This window comes from Streptomyces sp. NPDC037273, from assembly GCF_055603625.1.
In genome coordinates this window covers 61,006-78,542 of the sequence record NZ_JBVJVO010000016.1, presented here as the reverse complement: position 1 = coordinate 78,542, position 17,537 = coordinate 61,006, and the positions used below count along the sequence as shown (strand labels likewise).

General features: G+C 70.7%; 21 protein-coding genes. 5 read left to right on the top strand and 16 right to left on the bottom strand.

The features are described 5' to 3' along the window. The first annotated feature begins 85 nt into the window (after nucleotides 1-85). Nucleotides 86-976: a 4-hydroxy-tetrahydrodipicolinate synthase gene (gene dapA / locus ACZ7G1_RS32070; RefSeq protein ID WP_470878342.1), complete on the top strand. Its 891-nt coding sequence runs from the start codon at nucleotides 86-88 to the stop codon at nucleotides 974-976. On the opposite strand, the gene ACZ7G1_RS32065 is transcribed toward dapA, so the two are convergent. The 4 genes from ACZ7G1_RS32065 to ACZ7G1_RS32050 all read right to left on the bottom strand — a co-directional run bounded on the left by ACZ7G1_RS32065 (nucleotide 949) and on the right by ACZ7G1_RS32050 (nucleotide 3,185). After that, nucleotides 949-1,158 (bottom strand): hypothetical protein, encoded by a 210-nt coding sequence (locus tag ACZ7G1_RS32065; RefSeq protein ID WP_376441256.1) that lies wholly within the window; start codon nucleotides 1,156-1,158, stop codon nucleotides 949-951. The two genes, dapA and ACZ7G1_RS32065, sit on opposite strands and share 28 nt — an antisense overlap. 76 nt (nucleotides 1,159-1,234) lie before the next feature. Beyond that, on the bottom strand, nucleotides 1,235-2,218 hold the full coding sequence (gene dapD / locus ACZ7G1_RS32060; RefSeq protein ID WP_470878344.1) for a 2,3,4,5-tetrahydropyridine-2,6-dicarboxylate N-succinyltransferase: 984 nt from the start codon (nucleotides 2,216-2,218) through the stop codon (nucleotides 1,235-1,237). Between the two features lie 44 nt (nucleotides 2,219-2,262). After that, complete coding sequence (locus ACZ7G1_RS32055) at nucleotides 2,263-2,868, bottom strand: TetR/AcrR family transcriptional regulator (protein ID WP_470878346.1); 606 nt, start codon at nucleotides 2,866-2,868, stop codon at nucleotides 2,263-2,265. Further along, nucleotides 2,865-3,185, bottom strand: a complete 321-nt coding sequence (locus ACZ7G1_RS32050; RefSeq protein ID WP_470878348.1) for a DMT family transporter — start codon at nucleotides 3,183-3,185, stop codon at nucleotides 2,865-2,867. Before ACZ7G1_RS32050 ends, ACZ7G1_RS32055 begins: the two co-directional genes overlap by 4 nt. Nucleotides 3,186-3,225: 40 nt before the next feature. Here ACZ7G1_RS32050 and ACZ7G1_RS32045 point away from each other — a divergent pair, with 40 nt between their 5' ends. Next, complete coding sequence (locus ACZ7G1_RS32045; protein WP_470878349.1) at nucleotides 3,226-4,290, top strand: DUF7847 domain-containing protein; 1,065 nt, start codon at nucleotides 3,226-3,228, stop codon at nucleotides 4,288-4,290. Nucleotides 4,291-4,367: 77 nt separating this feature from the next. On the opposite strand, the gene ACZ7G1_RS32040 is transcribed toward ACZ7G1_RS32045, so the two are convergent. The 9 genes from ACZ7G1_RS32040 to ACZ7G1_RS32000 all read right to left on the bottom strand — a co-directional run bounded on the left by ACZ7G1_RS32040 (nucleotide 4,368) and on the right by ACZ7G1_RS32000 (nucleotide 11,801). Continuing rightward, nucleotides 4,368-4,706, bottom strand: coding sequence for a metal-sulfur cluster assembly factor (locus tag ACZ7G1_RS32040; RefSeq protein ID WP_017238620.1), 339 nt, complete (start codon nucleotides 4,704-4,706; stop codon nucleotides 4,368-4,370). Beyond that, entirely contained in the window at nucleotides 4,703-5,164 is a 462-nt protein-coding gene (gene sufU / locus ACZ7G1_RS32035; RefSeq protein WP_017238621.1) for a Fe-S cluster assembly sulfur transfer protein SufU, read from the bottom strand. Before sufU ends, ACZ7G1_RS32040 begins: the two co-directional genes overlap by 4 nt. 11 nt (nucleotides 5,165-5,175) lie before the next feature. Beyond that, complete coding sequence (locus ACZ7G1_RS32030; RefSeq protein ID WP_470878351.1) at nucleotides 5,176-6,444, bottom strand: cysteine desulfurase; 1,269 nt, start codon at nucleotides 6,442-6,444, stop codon at nucleotides 5,176-5,178. After that, a complete protein-coding gene (gene sufC, locus ACZ7G1_RS32025; RefSeq protein ID WP_017238623.1) occupies nucleotides 6,441-7,205 on the bottom strand; it encodes a Fe-S cluster assembly ATPase SufC in 765 nt (254 codons plus the stop codon). Before sufC ends, ACZ7G1_RS32030 begins: the two co-directional genes overlap by 4 nt. A gap of 7 nt (nucleotides 7,206-7,212) precedes the next feature. Further along, nucleotides 7,213-7,530: a bifunctional 3-phenylpropionate/cinnamic acid dioxygenase ferredoxin subunit gene (locus ACZ7G1_RS32020; protein WP_017238624.1), complete on the bottom strand. Its 318-nt coding sequence runs from the start codon at nucleotides 7,528-7,530 to the stop codon at nucleotides 7,213-7,215. After that, a complete protein-coding gene (gene sufD / locus ACZ7G1_RS32015) occupies nucleotides 7,530-8,711 on the bottom strand; it encodes a Fe-S cluster assembly protein SufD (protein WP_470878353.1) in 1,182 nt (393 codons plus the stop codon). Before sufD ends, ACZ7G1_RS32020 begins: the two co-directional genes overlap by 1 nt. Before the next feature lie 60 nt (nucleotides 8,712-8,771). Further along, the gene (gene sufB, locus ACZ7G1_RS32010) at nucleotides 8,772-10,187 is read right to left on the bottom strand and encodes a Fe-S cluster assembly protein SufB (protein WP_470878355.1); all 1,416 of its coding nucleotides are present in this window, start codon (nucleotides 10,185-10,187) and stop codon (nucleotides 8,772-8,774) included. Then, on the bottom strand, nucleotides 10,184-10,909 hold the full coding sequence (locus tag ACZ7G1_RS32005; protein ID WP_470878356.1) for a helix-turn-helix transcriptional regulator: 726 nt from the start codon (nucleotides 10,907-10,909) through the stop codon (nucleotides 10,184-10,186). The genes sufB and ACZ7G1_RS32005 overlap by 4 nt, the downstream gene beginning before the upstream one ends. 103 nt (nucleotides 10,910-11,012) lie before the next feature. Then, nucleotides 11,013-11,801 carry a formate/nitrite transporter family protein gene (locus ACZ7G1_RS32000; RefSeq protein WP_470878358.1) on the bottom strand — a complete coding sequence of 263 codons (789 nt, stop codon included), beginning with the start codon at nucleotides 11,799-11,801 and terminating at the stop codon, nucleotides 11,013-11,015. A 110-nt stretch (nucleotides 11,802-11,911) separates the two neighbouring features. Here ACZ7G1_RS32000 and ACZ7G1_RS31995 point away from each other — a divergent pair, with 110 nt between their 5' ends. The 3 genes from ACZ7G1_RS31995 (at nucleotide 11,912) to ACZ7G1_RS31985 (ending at nucleotide 14,737) form a co-directional block, all read left to right on the top strand. Continuing rightward, a complete protein-coding gene (locus ACZ7G1_RS31995; protein WP_470878360.1) occupies nucleotides 11,912-12,838 on the top strand; it encodes an ABC transporter ATP-binding protein in 927 nt (308 codons plus the stop codon). An 88-nt stretch (nucleotides 12,839-12,926) separates the two neighbouring features. Next, a complete protein-coding gene (locus ACZ7G1_RS31990) occupies nucleotides 12,927-13,694 on the top strand; it encodes an ABC transporter permease (RefSeq protein ID WP_470878362.1) in 768 nt (255 codons plus the stop codon). A 74-nt stretch (nucleotides 13,695-13,768) separates the two neighbouring features. Next, on the top strand, nucleotides 13,769-14,737 hold the full coding sequence (locus ACZ7G1_RS31985) for a COX15/CtaA family protein (protein ID WP_470878364.1): 969 nt from the start codon (nucleotides 13,769-13,771) through the stop codon (nucleotides 14,735-14,737). A 13-nt stretch (nucleotides 14,738-14,750) separates the two neighbouring features. Here ACZ7G1_RS31985 and ACZ7G1_RS31980 read toward each other — a convergent pair whose 3' ends face one another. The 3 genes from ACZ7G1_RS31980 to ACZ7G1_RS31970 all read right to left on the bottom strand — a co-directional run bounded on the left by ACZ7G1_RS31980 (nucleotide 14,751) and on the right by ACZ7G1_RS31970 (nucleotide 17,309). Next, nucleotides 14,751-15,863, bottom strand: a complete 1,113-nt coding sequence (locus ACZ7G1_RS31980; RefSeq protein ID WP_470878366.1) for an amidohydrolase family protein — start codon at nucleotides 15,861-15,863, stop codon at nucleotides 14,751-14,753. A gap of 77 nt (nucleotides 15,864-15,940) precedes the next feature. After that, nucleotides 15,941-16,261, bottom strand: a complete 321-nt coding sequence (locus ACZ7G1_RS31975) for a hypothetical protein (protein WP_470878367.1) — start codon at nucleotides 16,259-16,261, stop codon at nucleotides 15,941-15,943. 100 nt (nucleotides 16,262-16,361) lie between these two features. Further along, nucleotides 16,362-17,309, bottom strand: a complete 948-nt coding sequence (locus tag ACZ7G1_RS31970; protein WP_470878369.1) for a heme o synthase — start codon at nucleotides 17,307-17,309, stop codon at nucleotides 16,362-16,364. Between the last annotated feature and the right edge of the window lie 228 nt (nucleotides 17,310-17,537).

Sequence of the window (17,537 nt, the reverse complement as noted above, 5' to 3'; positions counted from 1 at the left end):
GACACCCATCGTTCACAGAAACTGAATTCTCAAGCCAAGCAGATCTAAGTGGACCTTCACGGTCACTGGCGCACAGACTTCTCTGATGAACACGGAACGCCCCTTCGGCCGCGCGCTCTGCGCGATGGTCACCCCGTTCGCCCCGTCCGGCGCGCTCGACCTCGACCGGGCCGGCGAGCTGGCCGCCCGGCTCGTCGCGGAGGGCTGCGACGGGCTCGTGCTCAACGGCACCACCGGCGAGTCCCCGACCACCACCGACGCCGAGAAGGCCGCGCTCGTCCGGGCCGTCCGGGAGGCCGTCGGTCCCGGCCCCTCGGTCGTCGCGGGGGTCGGCACCGCGGACACCCGGCACACCGCCGAACTGGCCCGGGAGGCCGAGCGGGCCGGCGCCGACGGCCTGCTCGTCGTCACCCCGTACTACAGCCGCCCGCCCCAGGCGGCCGTCGAGGCGCACTTCCTGAAGGTCGCGGACGCCACCGGCCTGCCGGTCATGGTCTACGACATCCCGGGCCGCACCGGCACCCGCGTCGAGCCGGCCACGATGCTGCGGCTCGCCGCCCATCCGCGGATCGTCGCGGTCAAGGACTGCGCGAACGACCTGCTGGGCTCGGCGCGGGTGATCGCGGAGGGCGGCCTCGCGTACTACTCGGGCTCCGAGGAGCTGAACCTGCCGCTGTACGCGGTCGGCGGCGCGGGCTACGTCAGCACGGTCGCGAACGTGGCGCCCCGGCAGCTGCGCGCGGTCCTGGACGCCTTCGACGCGGGCGACACGGCCGGCGCGGCCCGCCTCAACGCCCGGCTGCTCCCGCTCACCGAGCTGATGATGGCCTCCGGCCTGCCCGGCACGGTCACCGCCAAGGCGCTCCTCGGCGGCCCGGTGCGCGAACCGCTGCAGCCCGCCGACCAGGAGACGGTCGACGGGCTGCGGGCGGCGTACGAGGCGCTGATTCAGGCGGAGTCGGTGGTCGTGGTGTGACCCAGGATCGCGGCGTGCTCCAGGACGTCCTCCAGCGGGTCGTCGATCTGCCCGGTGGAGATCAGGGAGACGTTCGGTCCGTTGTGCGAGTGACTGTGCGTCTCGTCCGCCAGGGCCTCGCCGGCCGGCAGCAGGACCGCCGCCATCGTGAGCACCCCGACGACCGTGGGCTTCGTCCTCATGTCGACTCCTCGCCTTGTCTGCGTGCAGTGACTCTGCGCCCTGCCTAACGGCAGTCGCTGACGCAGAGTCACCACGTCAGTTGTGGCTGTGCAGGACGTCGTTCAGGCCGCCCCAGACCGCGTTGTTCGGGCGGGCCTCGACGGCGCCGGTGACCGAGTTGCGGCGGAAGAGGATGTTCGAGGCGCCGGAGAGCTCGCGGGCCTTGACGATCTGGCCGTCGGGCAGGGTGACCCGGGTGCCGGCGGTGACGTACAGACCGGCCTCGACGACGCACTCGTCGCCCAGCGCGATGCCGACGCCCGCCTCGGCGCCGATCAGGCAGCGCTCGCCGATCGCGATGACGACGTTGCCGCCGCCGGAGAGGGTGCCCATGGTGGAGGCGCCGCCGCCGATGTCGGAGCCGTTGCCGACGACGACGCCGGCGGAGATGCGGCCCTCGACCATGGAGGTGCCGAGGGTGCCGGCGTTGAAGTTGACGAAGCCCTCGTGCATGACGGTGGTGCCGGCGGCGAGGTGGGCGCCGAGGCGGACGCGGTCGGCGTCGGCGATCCGGACGCCGGCGGGCACGACGTAGTCGGTCATGCGCGGGAACTTGTCGATCGAGGTGACCTGGAGGTGCAGGCCCTCGGCGCGGGCGTTGAGCCGCACCTTCTCGATGTCGTCGACGGCGACCGGGCCGAGCGAGGTCCAGGCGACGTTGGCGAGCAGGCCGAAGACGCCGTCCAGGCTCTGGCCGTGCGGCTTGACCAGCCGGTGGCTGAGCAGGTGGAGGCGGAGGTACGCGTCGTGGGCGTCGAGCGGCTTGTCGTCGAGCGAGGCGATGACGGTACGGACGGCGACCACCTCGACGCCACGGCGGGCGTCCACGCCGAGGGCCTTGGCGGCGCCCTCGCCGAGGGCGTTCACGGCCTCGTCGGGGCTGAGCCGCTCGGTGCCGGCGACGCCGGGCGCGTCGGTCAGCTCGGGGGCGGGGAACCAGGTGTCGAGAACGGTGCCGTCGCCGGAGATGGTGGCGAGGCCGGCGGCGACGGCGCCGGTGGTGCGAGGAGCAGTGGTCATGACGGAAAACCTAACCGGCGGGCCCCCGCCCGGGCCAACCGGTCTCAGGTGTCGGTCGAGCTCGTAGGCGGTTTCGACGAACTCCCGGAGCCGCTCTTCGGCTCTTCGTTCAGGACCCGCGCCAGCACGGTCCTCGCGTACTCCTCGTCGTACGTCCCGTCGGTGAGCAGCACCTGGAGGCAGATTCCGTCCATCAGGGCAACGACGGCCCGGGCCGTGACCGGGTCGGTGTGCGGGGCAAGGGCGGCGGCGACGCCCTCGCACCACTCGGCGGCGACCGGCCGCAGCGCGGGCCTGCGCAGGGCCGCGAGGTACAGCTCGTATTCCAGCTCCACGCGCGCGCGTTCCCCGCCGAGCCACTCGCCCAGCAGCCGGGCGATGACGCCGGCGAGGTCGCCCTCCGGCACGGTGACGCCGGGGCTCTCGCGCAGCAGCCTCCCGAAGCCCTCGTTCGCCTTCCGCAGCGCGGCGACGAGCAGCTCGTCGAGCGAGGCGAAGTGGTACGTGGTCGAGCCCAGCGGCACGTCCGCCTCGGCGGCCACGCTCCGGTGGCTCAGCCCCGCGATCCCGGACCGCCCCGCCACCCTGAGCGCCGCGTCCACGATCCGCTCCCGCCGCCCGGGGTCGTACCGTCGCGCACGGGCGGTCAATGCGCCCCTCCGAGGTTCAGGACCGCGACCCCGGCGATGATCAGCACGATCCCCGCGATCTTGGTCGCGTTGAGGCTCTCGCCCAGGAAGAGGAAGCCGATGGCCGCCACGGCCGCGGTGCCCACCCCGGACCATATGGCGTACGCCGTCCCGACCTGCAGCGTCTTCAGAGCCTGCGCGAGCAGGGCGAACGCGATCAGATACCCGGCCCCGGTGACGACCGAGGGCCACAGCCTGGTGAACCCCTCGCTGTACTTCATCGAGGTGGTGGCCAGAATCTCCGCCGCGATGGCGCCCGCGAGCAGTCCGTATCCCATGCGTACGAGCGTACACATCGACGGACGCTACCGTGTGGCCATGACATATCCCTCGGGGCCGTACGGATACGGATACGCTCCCCCGCCGCCACCGCCGAAGCCCGGCGTCATACCCCTGACGCCGCTGTCCTTCGGCCAGATCCTGACCGGCGTGTTCAGTACGTACGGGCGCTACTGGAAGCCCCTCCTGGGCGTCGCCGTCACCGCCTACGGGCTGGCGACGGCGATCGTCGGCGGCGCGATGGTGCTCGGCTGGAACGCCGTGTCCGACAACGTCGAGCGGCTCTCGAACCTGCCGCGGTACCAGGACCCCGACTTCGCCGACCTCCGGGCGCTCTTCCTCACCTTCGGCTGCGTCTGGCTGACCGGCGCGATCTGTCTGGTGCTCGCCACCGGCCTGGTCTCCGCCGCCGCCCCCGCCGTCGCCCAGGAGGCCGTCCTCGGCCGCCCCCTCGGCTTCCGGGCCACCTGGCGCCGCGCCTGGTCACGCCTCGGCGCGGTCCTCGGCTCCGTCTTCCTGACGATGCTGGCCGCCTTCCTGCCGACCCTGCTCTTCCTGCTCGGCTTCGGCTTCCTGATGTTCGGCATCGTCTCGAACGTCAACGCGTCCGGCGCCGACGAGGACTACGGCCCCCTCATCGCCGCCCTGCTGATCTTCCTGCTCGCCCTGGCCACCTTCCCCCTCGCCCTCTGGCTCTGGGTGAAGTTCAGCCTCGCCCCCTCCGCCGCCGTCATCGAGGGCACCGGCGCCGTCGCCTCCATGCGCCGCTCCGCCGCCCTCGTCCGCGGCTCCTGGTGGCGCGTCTTCGGCTGCACCCTCGCCATGGCCGCCATGGTCGCCGTGGCCGGCTGGCTGGTCCAGCAGATCTTCTCCTTCGCCGCCTGGATCCCCATGACCACCGTCGACGTCGACCCCGACACCACCCCCGGCGACTTCCTCGCCTCCATGGCCGGCGTCCTCGGCTTCGTCTACCTCGGCGCCATCGCCTCCCAGGCCCTCCTCGCCCCCTTCCAGCCCCTCGTCTCCGCCTTCCTCTACGTCGACCAGCGCATCCGCAAGGAAAACCTGGCCCCGTCCCTCGCCCAGGCGGCGGGCGTGATCTGAGCAACGGAAGAGGGCCGCACCCCCAGGGGGTGCGGCCCTCTTCGCGTCATGCGGCGGCGTCCGCGGGACGCCGGTGATCAGACGTTGAAGCCGAGCGCGCGGAGCTGCTCGCGGCCGTCGTCGGTGATCTTGTCGGGGCCCCACGGGGGCATCCAGACCCAGTTGATCTTGAGCTCGTTGACGATGCCGTCGGTCGCGGACTTGGCCTGGTCCTCGATGACGTCGGTCAGCGGGCAGGCCGCGGACGTGAGCGTCATGTCCAGGGTCGCGACGTTGGAGTCGTCGATGTGGATGCCGTAGATCAGGCCCAGGTTGACGACGTCGATGCCCAGCTCGGGGTCGACGACGTCGTACAGCGCCTCGCGGACTTCTTCCTCGGAGGCCGGCTTCATGGTGGCCTCGGCGTTCTCGGTCATGCCGACTTCCTCTCCGCGTCGCCCAGCGCCTGGGCGGTCGCGTCCTTCCACGCCATCCAGCTGAGCAGCGCGCACTTCACACGGGCCGGGTACTTGGAGACACCCGCGAACGCGACCGCGTCCTCCAGGATCTCCTCCATCGCGTCGTCCGGCTCGATCTGGCCCTTGGACTGCATCAGCTCCAGGAAGGTGCCCTGGATCTTCTGCGCCTCGGCCAGCTCCTTGCCGACGAGCAGCTCGTTGAGGACGGACGCCGAGGCCTGGCTGATGGAGCAGCCCTGGCCCTCGTACGACACGTCCTCGATGCGCGAGCCGTCGTACTTCACGCGGAGCGTGATCTCGTCGCCGCACGTCGGGTTGACGTGGTGCACCTCGGCGTCGCCGTCCCGAAGACCGCGCCCGTGCGGGTGCTTGTAGTGGTCCAGGATGACGTCCTGGTACATCGAATCCAGCTTCACGAGCCGTTCCCCTAGCCGAAGAAGTTACGGACGTGCTCCAGCCCCTCGACCAGGGCGTCGACCTCGGCCGGAGTGGAGTACAGATAGAACGACGCTCGCGTGGTCGCGGGAATTCCGTACCGCAGGCAGACCGGCCGCGCGCAGTGGTGGCCGACCCGGACCGCGATGCCCTGCTCGTCGAGGACCTGGCCCACGTCGTGCGGGTGGATGTCGCCCAGCGTGAAGGAGATCGCGGCGCCGCGGTCCTCGGCCGTGGTGGGGCCGATGATCCGCAGGTCGGGGACCTCCTGGAGGCGCCGGACGGCGTACTCCGTGATCGCGTGCTCGTGGCGCGCGATGTTCTCCATGCCGATCGCCGACAGGTAGTCCACGGCCGCGCCGAGGCCGACGGCCTGGGCGATCGGGGGCGTACCCGCCTCGAACTTGTGCGGGGCCGGCGCGTACGTCGAGGAGTGCATCGAGACGGTCTCGATCATCTCGCCGCCGCCGAGGAAGGGCGGGAGGTCCTCCAGGAGCTCCTGCCGTCCCCACAGCACGCCGATGCCGGTCGGACCGCACATCTTGTGGCCGGTGAAGGCCACGAAGTCGGCCTGGAGCGCCTGCACGTCCAGGACCATGTGCGGGGCCGCCTGGGAGGCGTCGATGCAGACGAGCGCACCGACCTCCTGGGCGCGACGGATGATCGTCTCCACCGGGTTGACCGTGCCCAGCAGGTTCGAGACCAGCGTGAACGAGACGATCTTGGTCTTCTCGGTGATGACCTCTTCGATGTTCGAGAGGTCGAGACGGCCGTCGTCGGTGAGGCCGAACCACTTCAGCTTCGCGCCCGTGCGCTGCGAGAGCAGCTGCCACGGCACGATGTTGGAGTGGTGCTCCATCTCCGTGATGGCGATCTCGGTCTCGTGGTCCACGCGGTAGGGCTCTTCGGCCCAGCCCAGCATGTTGGCCACGAGGTTGAGCGACTCGGAGGCGTTCTTGGTGAAGATCACCTCGTCGCGGCTCGGCGCGTTGATGAAGGCCGCGACCTTGTCACGGGCGCCTTCGTACAGCGCCGTCGCCTCCTCGGCGACCAGGTAGACGCCGCGGTGCACGTTGGCGTTGTGCTGCTCGTAGTACTCGTTCAGCGCGTCGAGCACCTGGCGCGGCTTCTGCGAGGTCGCCGCGGAGTCGAGGTACACGATCTTCTTGCCGTCGTGGACCACGCGATCCAGGAGCGGGAAGTCCTTGCGGATCGCCTCGGTGTCGAGGAGGCCGGAGAGCCCCTGATGGGCAGAAGTCACGCGGATGCGCCACCCTTCACGTACTTGTCGTAGCCCTCGTTCTCCAGCTGGTCGGCGAGCTCGGCGCCGCCGGACTCGGCGATGCGGCCGTTCGCGAAGACGTGCACGAAGTCGGGCTTGATGTAGCGCAGGATGCGCGTGTAGTGGGTGATCAGCAGGGTGCCGACCTCGCCGGTCTCGCGGACGCGGTTGACGCCCTCGGAGACGATGCGGAGCGCGTCGACGTCCAGGCCGGAGTCGGTCTCGTCGAGGATCGCGATCTTCGGCTTGAGGAGCTCCAGCTGGAGGATCTCGTGGCGCTTCTTCTCACCGCCGGAGAAGCCCTCGTTGACGTTGCGCTCGGCGAAGGCCGGGTCCATCTGGAGCTGCTCCATCGCGGACTTGACCTCCTTCACCCAGGTGCGCAGCTTGGGCGCCTCGCCGCGGACGGCGGTGGCGGAGGTGCGCAGGAAGTTGGAGACCGAGACACCGGGGACCTCGACCGGGTACTGCATGGCGAGGAAGACGCCGGCGCGGGCGCGCTCGTCGACCGACATCTCCAGGACGTCCTCACCGTCGAGGGTGACGGTGCCGCCGGTGACCGTGTACTTCGGGTGGCCGGCGAGGGAGTACGCCAGGGTCGACTTGCCGGAGCCGTTGGGGCCCATGACGGCGTGGGTCTCGCCCTGCTTGATGGTCAGGTCGACGCCCTTGAGGATCTCGCGGGGGCCGTTCTCCGCCTCGACGGAGACGTGCAGGTCGTGGATTTCAAGCGTAGCCATGGGTGACTCAGGACTCCTGGGTGACGGAGACGAGCACATCGTCCCCTTCGATCTGTACGGGGTATACGGGGACGGGGCGCGTCGCGGGAAGGCCGGAAGGCTTGCCGGTGCGCAGGTCGAAGCTGGAGCCGTGGAGCCAGCACTCGATCGCGCAGTCCTCGACCTCGCCCTCGGAGAGGGAGACGTTCGCGTGCGAGCAGATGTCGTTGATGGCGAACACCTCGCCCTCGGTGTGCACGAGGGAGATCGGCGTGCCGTCGACCTCGACCCGCTTCGGGGTGTCGGCCTCCAGCTCGCTCAGCGCGCAGACTCGGACGAAGGCCATCAGACGGAGGCCTCCAGCTCGGCCTCGATCTTGGCGATCAGGCGCTCCTGGACGTCCGGCAGCCCGATCTGCTGGACCAGCTCGGCGAAGAAGCCGCGGACGACGAGGCGGCGGGCCTCGGCCTCCGGGATGCCGCGGGCCATCAGGTAGAACAGCTGCTCGTCGTCGAAGCGGCCGGTGGCCGAGGCGTGACCGGCGCCGGCGATCTCGCCGGTCTCGATCTCCAGGTTCGGCACGGAGTCGACCCGGGCGCCGTCCGTGAGGACCAGGTTCCGGTTGAGCTCGTACGTGTCGGTGCCCTCGGCGGCGGCCTGGATGAGCACGTCGCCGATCCAGACGGCGTGCGCGTCCTGGCCCTGCAGCGCGCCCTTGTAGGCCACGTTGGACTTGCAGTGCGGGGTGTTGTGGTCGACCAGGAGGCGGTGCTCCTGGTGCTGGCCCGCGTCGGTGAAGTAGAGGCCGAAGAGCTCGGCCTCGCCGCCCGGAGCCGCGTAGGAGACGCGCGGGTGGATGCGGACGACGTCGCCGCCGAAGGTGACGACGACCGACTTGAAGGAGGCGTCGCGGCCGACCAGCGCGTTGTGCTGGGCGACGTGGACGGCGTTCTCGTCCCAGTCCTGGACGGAGACGACGGTGAGCTTCGCGCCGTCGCCGAGGACGTAGTCGACGTTGGCGGCGAGGACGGCGTCACCGGTGTGGTCGATGACCACGACGGCCTCGGCGAAGGCGCCGAGCTCGATCACCTGGTGGCCGAACGCGACCCCGCCGACGCCGTGCACCGCGATGCGGATCGGCTCGGTGAGGACGGCCTCCTTGGCGACGGTGACGACCGAGGCCTTCTCGAAGGAGGTGTACGCCTGGGCGGCGACCCGGTCGACGGGCGTGCCGGCCTTGCCGAGTCGGGCGTCGTCGCGGCCGACGGTCTCGACGGTGACGCCCTCGGGGGCCTCGATCTCGACCTTGACGCCCTCGCCGGAGGCGACGGCGGTGCCGTCGTGGAGCCCGCGCAGCCGCGCCAGCGGCGTGAACCGCCACTCCTCTTCACGGCCGTGCGGGACGGGGAAGTCCGCGACGTCGAAGGACGGGGGCGCGCTCATGCGCGTGGCGACGGTGGACTCGGCGGCCACCGCGATCGAGCCCGCGGTCGTGGAACCCGCGGGGATGTTCTGAGCCTCAGCCATGGCTGTCGTGTTGCTCTCTTCCTGCGTACGTAGAAGTCGGTCGCTGCGGGTGCGGGGCTCTTAGCCGACCGCGCCTTCCATCTGCAGCTCGATCAGCCGGTTGAGCTCCAGCGCGTATTCCATCGGCAGCTCCTTGGCGATGGGCTCGACGAAGCCTCGAACGATCATCGCCATCGCCTCGAACTCGGTGAGGCCGCGGCTCATGAGGTAGAAGAGCTGGTCCTCGGAGACCTTGGAGACGGTGGCCTCGTGACCCATGGAGACGTCGTCCTCGCGCACGTCCACGTAGGGGTACGTGTCCGAGCGGGAGATGGTGTCGACGAGCAGCGCGTCGCAGAGCACGTTCGACTTGGCGCCCGGGGCACCCTCGCCGATCTCGATGAGACCGCGGTAGGAGGTGCGGCCGCCGCCTCGCGCCACCGACTTGGAGACGATGTTGGAGGAGGTGTTCGGGGCCATGTGGACCATCTTGGCGCCGGCGTCCTGGTGCTGGCCCTCGCCCGCGAAGGCGATGGAGAGGGTCTCGCCCTTGGCGTGCTCGCCCATCAGGTAGACGGCCGGGTACTTCATGGTGACCTTGGAGCCGATGTTGCCGTCGACCCACTCCATGGTGGCGCCCTCGTAGGCGACGGCGCGCTTGGTCACCAGGTTGTAGACGTTGTTCGACCAGTTCTGGATGGTCGTGTAGCGGCAGCGGCCGCCCTTCTTGACGATGATCTCGACGACGGCGCTGTGCAGCGAGTCCGAGGAGTAGATCGGGGCGGTGCAGCCCTCGACGTAGTGGACGTAAGCGTCCTCGTCGACGATGATCAGCGTCCGCTCGAACTGGCCCATGTTCTCCGTGTTGATACGGAAGTAGGCCTGGAGCGGGATCTCGACCTGCACGCCCTTCGGCACGTAGATGAAGGAGCCGCCGGACCACACGGCCGTGTTCAGGGAGGCGAACTTGTTGTCGCCGACCGGGATGACGGTGCCGAAGTACTCCTTGAAGAGCTCCTCGTGCTCCTTCAGCGCGGTGTCGGTGTCGACGAAGATGACGCCCTGCTCCTCCAGGTCCTCGCGGATCTGGTGGTAGACGACCTCGGACTCGTACTGGGCGGCGACACCGGCGACGAGGCGCTGCTTCTCCGCCTCCGGGATGCCGAGCTTGTCGTACGTGTTCTTGATGTCCTCCGGCAGGTCCTCCCAGGACTCGGCCTGCTTCTCGGTGGACCGCACGAAGTACTTGATGTTGTCGAAGTCGATGCCGGAGAGGTCGGAGCCCCAGGTCGGCATGGGCTTCTTGTCGAAGAGGCGCAGACCCTTGAGGCGGAGCTTCAGCATCCACTCGGGCTCGTTCTTCTTCGAGGAGATGTCGCGGACGACGTCCTCGTTGAGACCGCGCTTGGCAGCGGCGCCGGCGGCGTCGGAGTCGGCCCAGCCGTACTCGTACCGACCCAGGCCCTCGAGCTCGGGGTGGCTGATCTCGGTGGTCATGCGGGGTTCCTCCCGGCCGTGCTTGCGGATGCTGATTCGGTGGTCTGTGGGGCGCCGTGCGGGATGAACGTGGTGCAGACGCCGTCACCATGCGCGATGGTGGCCAGACGCTGGACGTGCGTTCCCAGGAGGCGGGAGAAGAATTCTGTCTCCGCCTCACACAGCTGGGGGTACTGCTCGGCGACGTGGGCGACCGGGCAGTGGTGCTGGCAGAGCTGCTCGCCGACCGGCGCGTTCCGCGCAGTGGCAGCGTACCCGTCCGCCGTCAGAGCCTTGGCCAGCGCCTCGGTGCGCTGGGCGGGCTCGGCCGATTCGACCGCCGCGCGGTAGGCGTCGGCCTGGGCCTCGATCCGGTCGCGGGCGAAGGCGGCGACGGCCGCCTCTCCTCCGGCGTTGCGCTCGATCCAGCGGAGCGCCTCGACGGCGAGGGAGTCGTACGACTGGTCGAAGGCGTCGCGGCCGCCGTCGGTGAGCGCGAAGACCTTGGCCGGTCGGCCGCGGGAGCGGGTGCCGTAGACGCGCTTCTCGCGCGCTTCGACGACGCTCTCGGCGACCAGCGAGTCGAGGTGGCGGCGGACGGCGGCCTGGGTGAGGCGGAGCCGTCCCGCCAGGTCGGCGACGGTCGAGGGACCGTGGTCCAGGATCGACCGCGCGACCCGGTTGCGCGTCGAACGCTCTCGGGTCGCGAGTTCCTCCACCGGAGCCGCGCCAACGTTTTTCACAACGCCATTGTTGCGTAATTAATCGAAGACTGACAAGCCGCGCCGGGACCGGCGGCGGTGCCGTGCGTCACTCAGGTAAGGCTTACCTGACCTGCGTAAACGATCATTCGTAGGACGAATCGGCGGCCCGCTCGGGACGCCCCGTGAACCAGTACGCGCAGGCCACCAGCGCCCCGCCGCCCACGATGTTCCCCGGCACCGTGAAGATCAGGTTCCGTCCCAGATCGCCGAAACCGGCCGTCCCGTCGAGGATCGCCAGCGCGAACAGCGCCATGTTCGCCACGCAGTGCTCGAAGCCCACCGCCACGAAGACCAGCACCGGCAGCCACAGCACGAAGACCTTCGCCCCGTCGCCCTTCGCCCGGTAGAACATCCAGACCCCCAGGCAGACCAGCATGTTGCAGAGCACCGCCCGCCAGAACAGCTGACCGCCCCCGAGCGCCTCCTTGCCGGCCACCAGCTCCGCCAGCATCGCCTTCGCGGACGGCGCCGACAGCACCCCCGAGGCGTGCACCATCGCCCCGAACGCGAACGCCCCCGCCAGGTTCCCCGCCAGCGACAGCGCCCAGCTCCCCACCAGGTCCCGCACCCCCGTACGCCCGGACAGCGCGCCCAGCAGCATCACCATCACGTTGCTGGTGAACAGCTGCGCCCCGGCGAACATCACGATCGTCAGCGCGACCGGGAAGACCGCCCCCTCCAGCAGCTTCACCGCCGCCGAGTGCTGCGCCACGAACGGCGACACCGCCACGAGCAGCAGCACCTCGCCGATCCCGATGTACGCCCCCGCCAGCATCGCCGACACCGTGTACCGGCCCGGTCTGGCCAGGTCGTGCGCCTTGTGCGCGGCCTGACCGACGGTCTCCTGGAGGTTCTCCGCCACACTGATCACCCCTCGACGCTATGCCCGCCCCCGGAGGCGAACCGCACGGAAAAGTCCCGATTCCAGGGACCCGGGCCCCGCGCCGGAGGGACCTTCGCCCCCTCTCTAGACTTCCTCCCATGGGAAATCAGTCCGTCGTCCAGGTCCGGGGTCTGGTCAAGCGGTACGGCAGCAAGACCGCGGTCGACGGCCTCGACCTCGACGTACGGGCCGGCACCGTCACCGCCGTCCTCGGCCCCAACGGGGCCGGCAAGACCACCACCATCGAGACCTGCGAGGGCTACCGCAGGCCCGACGGCGGCACCGTCCGCGTCCTCGGCCTCGACCCGGTCACCGAGGCCGCCGCCCTGCGACCCCGGATCGGCGTGATGCTCCAGTCCGGTGGCGTCTACTCCGGCGCCCGCGCCGACGAGATGCTCCGCCACATGGCGAAACTGCACGCCCACCCCCTCGACGTCGACGCCCTGATCGAGCGCCTCGGCCTCGGCTCCTGCGGCCGTACGACCTACCGGCGGCTCTCCGGCGGCCAGCAGCAGCGCCTCGCGCTCGCCATGGCCGTCGTCGGCCGCCCCGAGCTGGTCTTCCTCGACGAACCGACCGCCGGACTCGACCCGCAGGCCCGCCGCGCCACCTGGGACCTCGTCCGCGAGCTGCGCGCCGACGGGGTGAGCGTCGTCCTCACCACCCACTTCATGCAGGAGGCCGAGGAACTCGCCGACGACGTCGCCATCGTCGACGCCGGCCGCGTCGCCGCCCAGGGCAGCCCCGAGGAGCTCTGCCGCGGCGGCGCCGAGAACACCCTCCGCTTCACCGGCCGCCCCGGCCTCGACCTGGGCTCCCTGCTCAAGGCGCTGCCCGACGGCACCGCCGCGGTGGAGCCGCTCCCCGGCACCTACCGGATCACCGGCGCCGTCGGCCCCCAGCTGCTCGCCACCGTCACCACCTGGTGCGCCCAGCACGGCGTGATGCCCGAGGGCATCTCCGTCGAGCGCCACACCCTCGAAGACGTTTTTCTTGAGCTCACGGGCAAGGAGCTGCGCGCATGATGCCGGCCGACATGGAGACTCGCCGGGGGTCCGGGGGTTGTCCCCCGGATGGACACAGCCTGGAACTGACAGGCAAGGAACTGCGGTCATGAGCACGGGCACCTACTCCCCCAAGCCGGGCGCGGCGCCCGTCGGCCGGATGATCGCGGCGCAGACGGCGCTGGAGACCCGGATGCTGCTGCGCAACGGCGAACAGCTGCTCCTGACGGTGATCATCCCGTCGCTGCTGCTCGTCCTGTTCTCCACCGTCGACATCATCGACACCGGCGCGGACAAGGCGGTCGACTTCCTCGCGCCCGGCGTCCTCGCGCTCGCCGTGCTCTCCACCGCCTTCACCGGCCAGGCCATCGCCACCGGCTTCGAGCGGCGGTACGGAGTCCTCAAGCGGCTCGGCGCCTCACCGCTCCCCCGCTGGGCGCTGATGACCGCCAAGACGCTCGCCGTCCTGGTCACCGAGGTCCTCCAGGTCGTCCTGCTCACGGCGATCGCGCTCGCCCTCGGCTGGTCGCCGCACGGCAACCCGCTCGCCGTCGTCCTGCTCCTGGTCCTGGGCACGGCCGCCTTCTCCGGCCTCGGCCTGCTCATGGCGGGCACGCTCAGGGCCGAGGCCACCCTCGCCGCCGCCAACCTGGTCTTCCTGCTGCTCATCGTGGCCGGCGGGGTCATCGTGCCGCTCGACAAGTTCCCCGAGCCCGCCCGCGCGGTCCTGGAACTGCTCCCGATCTCGGCGCTCTCGGACGGCCTCAGGGACGTCCTCCAGAACGGCGCCGGAATGCCCTGGGGCGACGCTTTGATCCTCGCGGTCTGGGCGGTCCTGGGCCTGGGCGCGGCGGCGAAGTTCTTCCGCTGGGAGTAGCCGAAGCGGCTCAGAGGGTGACGTTTCCCGACAAGGCACCCCCTCGTGAAAGCGTGCACAAGCCCCGGCCTACGATGGGGCCCGTGCTGACCCCCCTCGCCTACATCGCCCAGCGCTGGACCCCGTCCCCCCGGACGCTCCGGCGCGCCGCGCTCTCCGCCGTCGTGATGAGCGTGCTCATCATCGTCACGGGCGGCGCGGTCCGGCTGACCGGTTCCGGTCTCGGCTGCGACACGTGGCCGAAGTGCACCGACGACAGCCTCATCGTGACGCCCGAGCAGGGCTACCGCGGCCTGATCGAGTTCGGCAACCGGATGCTGACCTACGTCCTGTCGGCGGCCGTCGGCTGGGCGATCGTCGCCGCCCGCTCCACCAAGCCGTGGCGCCGGACGCTGACCCGCTGGGCCTGGGCGCAGTTCTGGATCGTCATGAGCAACGCCGTGATCGGCGGCATCACGGTGTGGATGGGCCTCAACCCGTGGACCGTGGCCGGCCACTTCATCGCCGCGAACTCGCTGCTCACGGTCGCCGTCATCACCTGGCACCGGGCCGGCGAGGGCGACACCGCCCCCCGCCCGCGCGTGCCGCGCCCGGTCCGCAAGCTCTCCTGGGCCATCACGGTCGTCTCGGGCCTGCTGATCGTCCTCGGCACGACGGTCACCGGCGCCGGCAAGCACGCCGGCGACAGCAGCGACGTCCCGCGCATGCCGTGGGACTGGACGAACGCCGCCCACGTCCACGCCATCGCCGCCTGGGTCGTCTGCGCCCTCGCCCTCGCCATGTGGCTGGTCCTCCGCGTCGTCGACGCCCCGGACGACACCCGCGCCCGCGCCCGCGACCTGCTGATCGTGCTGCTCGCCCAGGGTGGCGTGGGCTACCTCCAGTACTTCACCGGTGTCCCGGAAGTCCTGGTCGCCGCCCACATGTTCGGCTCCTCGCTGATGTGGATCGCCGTCGTCCGCCTGGCCCTGAGCCTGCGCGAGCGCCCGGCCCCCACCCCGGAGATCCCGGCGCAGGCCGACTCCGAGCTCGCGACCGCCTGATCACCCGCCGCGTCTACCAGCGGGGCCCGGCAGCGGGTCCCAGCCGGTAGACGCGGCGTGCGTTGTCCGCGGCGATCATGCCGGCGACGCGCCGGGCGTCCGAGGGGGACCAGGCGCCGTCGGCGACCCATTCGCCGAGCACCCGGGAGAGCGCCGAGCGGAAGGTGCTCGCGGCCACCACATGGAGCTCGGGCAGCGCGTGGGCGCCGCTGGAGAAGAGCAGTTTGCCGAACGGCGCCCGTTCGAGGACCTCGGCGAGCGCCGCCGCCGCCCGCGCCCCCGTGTGCGCGAGTACGGGTCCCAGGTCGGCGTACACGTGCGCGTGGACCCCGGTCAGCCGCGCCGCCTCCCGGTGGTACGGGTAGGCGTGGAGCAGCACGAGATCGGCCCCGAGCCCCGCGGTCGCGGCGGCGAAACCGGCGACGACGGACGGGTCGCGGTCCCCGGTGTGCAGCTGGAGGGGGCGCCCGGCGGTGACGGCGATCCAGAGCAGATGGCGCAGCAGGACGGGGTCGGTGAGCCGGTCGCCGGCGGCGCGGCCGGCGAGCCAGCGCCCGGCGGCCCCGCGTACCTCACCGGGACCCGGCGGGTCGGGGGTGTGCGCGAGCCCTCGGCGTACCCCCGAGGAGGAGGCGAGGGCCACCGCGCCGGCGGCGGCTCCGTGGACGGCCTCGGCGAGGTTGGCGAGGAAGGCCTCGACGGTCCCCGAGGTGTCGGCGACCTGTTCGGCGAGGGGTTCGAGGCGGACGATCTCATGGGCCTCGGCGGCGCCCGCGGCGGCGAGCTCGGCAGGTCCTGTGAGGTCGCCGGGGAGCCCGGTGTCGACCAGGTACGTGGAGATCCCGGAGGCCCGCAGCAGCCGGCGGCCCGCCTCGGCGGCGCCGAGTTCGCGGCGGCGGGCGAGGTAGCGGGCGGGCGGGCAGTGCGGTTCGAGGCCGAGGAGCGGCGGGCACCAGCGGCGTACGGCGAACCCGGTCTGGGTGTCGAACAGGGTAGTGCCGGCGGCGGGCAGCGCGGTGGCCTGGCCGAGGTGGGCGCCGAGCCGGGCCTCGAAGGTGCCGAGGCCGAGCTCGGTACGGAGCACCCCGTGGCAGTACTGGTCGACCAGGCTCGGCGTGTCGATCATCTCGGGGGGCTCCCTGTGTGGACGTGTCTCCACACGTCCTAACGGGTGAGCCCCGCGCGAGGTTGTTGCCTCGGCCGTCAGCTGTTGGACGGGCCGCCGATCTGGATACCGGCCATCCGGGTCCACTCGTACGGGCCGGTCTCGACCTTGGCGGCGAACTCGCCGTCGAACTCCTCGTGGAGGGTGAGGCCGGCCTTGTCGGCGGCCTGTCGCGCGACCTCGTAGGTCGGCGCCACCAGGTCGCCCCAGCCGCCGTCCGTGCCGACGAGGACGATCCGGGTGCCGGCCTGGCCGATGTGCGCGAGGTGGCCCTCGGAGCCGCCGTGCTCCTTGGAGAAGGCCTGGATCTCCTTGGCGAGCTTGGCCGCCTTGCGCTCTGCCTGCTTCGTGTCTGCCATGACAGGGATGCTACCGAGCGGTAGATCGACTGGCGACGGCCGGGTCACGTGGCCTATCCCACGTGACCCGGCCGCCGGCCGTGCGTATCAGATGAGCGCGTCAGCGCAGGAAGGGGTCCACCGCGACCGCCACGAAGAGCAGCGAGACATAGGTGATGGACCAGTGGAAGAGGCGCATCTCCTTGAGCTTGGCGCCCGTCGCCTCGGCCTTCGCGCGGTTGAGGAGCGCGTGCGCCTCCCAGAGCCACCAGCCGCCGGTGAGCAGCGCCACCGAGGTGTAGAACCAGCCCGTGTAGCCCAGCGGGGTGAGCAGCAGCGAGACGGCGACCATGACCCAGCTGTAGAGCACGATCTGCTTGGCGACCACCTTGTTGGAGGCCAGCACCGGCAGCATGGGCACGCCCGCGCGTGCGTAGTCGTCCTTCACCTTCATGGACAGCGGCCAGTAGTGCGGCGGCGTCCAGAAGAAGATGACCAGGAAGAGGATGACCGCGGCCCACGACATCGAGTTCGTGACGGCCGACCAGCCGATGAGCACCGGCAGGCAGCCCGCGATGCCGCCCCAGACGATGTTCTGGGCGGTGCGCCGCTTCAGGATCATCGTGTAGACCACGACGTAGAAGAGGAGCGCGCCGAGCGAGAGCGCGGCGGAGAGCCAGTTGACCAGCAGGCCGAACCAGAGCGTGGAGACCACGGCGAGGGTGAGTCCGAAGACCAGGCCCTCACGCGGGGTGAGGACGCCGGTGACCAGCGGCCGCTGGGAGGTGCGGTCCATCAGCGCGTCGATGTCGCGGTCGATGTACATGTTCAGCGCGTTGGCGCCGCCCGCCGACAGGTAGCCGCCGAAGCAGGTGGCGAGCACCAGCCAGAGGTCGGGCACGCCCTGCTCGGCGAGGAACATCACCGGGACGGTGGTGATGAGCAGAAGCTCGATGATCCGCGGCTTGGTCAGCGCCACGTATGCCTTGACGCGGGCCCCGAACGGCCGATGGCCCCCCGGGCTGGGAGTCAAGACGACCCCTGCGGGTCGGGACTCGACGGCCGTCACGCACACCCCTGACAGAGAATTTCCCAGCAAGCTCCCCGGATGAAGGCGGGGTGAAGCTTGCGCGTACCACGCCACTGTAGACGTTGCCCAGACGCCGATCTTCGCGGGGGTGGGGTCGTGTTGGAGGGGTACGTCCCAAGGGGTGGACGCGTTCTGCGGCGAGTCCGGGCGCGGCTCGGCAGGCGAAGTCGCACAGCCACCGGCACTCTTGCTGTGTCCTTTCATTTC

Coding starts and splice junctions, on each gene's coding strand:
- ACZ7G1_RS31985 (WP_470878364.1), top strand. CDS start 13,769: ATGGGGCCCGTGCTGACCCCCCTCGCCTACATCGCCCAGCGCTGGACC.
- dapA (WP_470878342.1), top strand. CDS start 86: ATGAACACGGAACGCCCCTTCGGCCGCGCGCTCTGCGCGATGGTCACC.
- sufC (WP_017238623.1), bottom strand. CDS start 7,205: ATGGCTACGCTTGAAATCCACGACCTGCACGTCTCCGTCGAGGCGGAG.
- ACZ7G1_RS31975 (WP_470878367.1), bottom strand. CDS start 16,261: ATGGCAGACACGAAGCAGGCAGAGCGCAAGGCGGCCAAGCTCGCCAAG.
- ACZ7G1_RS32020 (WP_017238624.1), bottom strand. CDS start 7,530: ATGGCCTTCGTCCGAGTCTGCGCGCTGAGCGAGCTGGAGGCCGACACC.
- dapD (WP_470878344.1), bottom strand. CDS start 2,218: ATGACCACTGCTCCTCGCACCACCGGCGCCGTCGCCGCCGGCCTCGCC.
- ACZ7G1_RS32045 (WP_470878349.1), top strand. CDS start 3,226: ATGACATATCCCTCGGGGCCGTACGGATACGGATACGCTCCCCCGCCG.
- ACZ7G1_RS31990 (WP_470878362.1), top strand. CDS start 12,927: ATGAGCACGGGCACCTACTCCCCCAAGCCGGGCGCGGCGCCCGTCGGC.
- ACZ7G1_RS32040 (WP_017238620.1), bottom strand. CDS start 4,706: ATGACCGAGAACGCCGAGGCCACCATGAAGCCGGCCTCCGAGGAAGAA.
- ACZ7G1_RS32065 (WP_376441256.1), bottom strand. CDS start 1,158: ATGAGGACGAAGCCCACGGTCGTCGGGGTGCTCACGATGGCGGCGGTC.
- ACZ7G1_RS32050 (WP_470878348.1), bottom strand. CDS start 3,185: ATGGGATACGGACTGCTCGCGGGCGCCATCGCGGCGGAGATTCTGGCC.
- ACZ7G1_RS31980 (WP_470878366.1), bottom strand. CDS start 15,863: ATGATCGACACGCCGAGCCTGGTCGACCAGTACTGCCACGGGGTGCTC.
- sufD (WP_470878353.1), bottom strand. CDS start 8,711: ATGGCTGAGGCTCAGAACATCCCCGCGGGTTCCACGACCGCGGGCTCG.
- ACZ7G1_RS31995 (WP_470878360.1), top strand. CDS start 11,912: ATGGGAAATCAGTCCGTCGTCCAGGTCCGGGGTCTGGTCAAGCGGTAC.
- sufB (WP_470878355.1), bottom strand. CDS start 10,187: ATGACCACCGAGATCAGCCACCCCGAGCTCGAGGGCCTGGGTCGGTAC.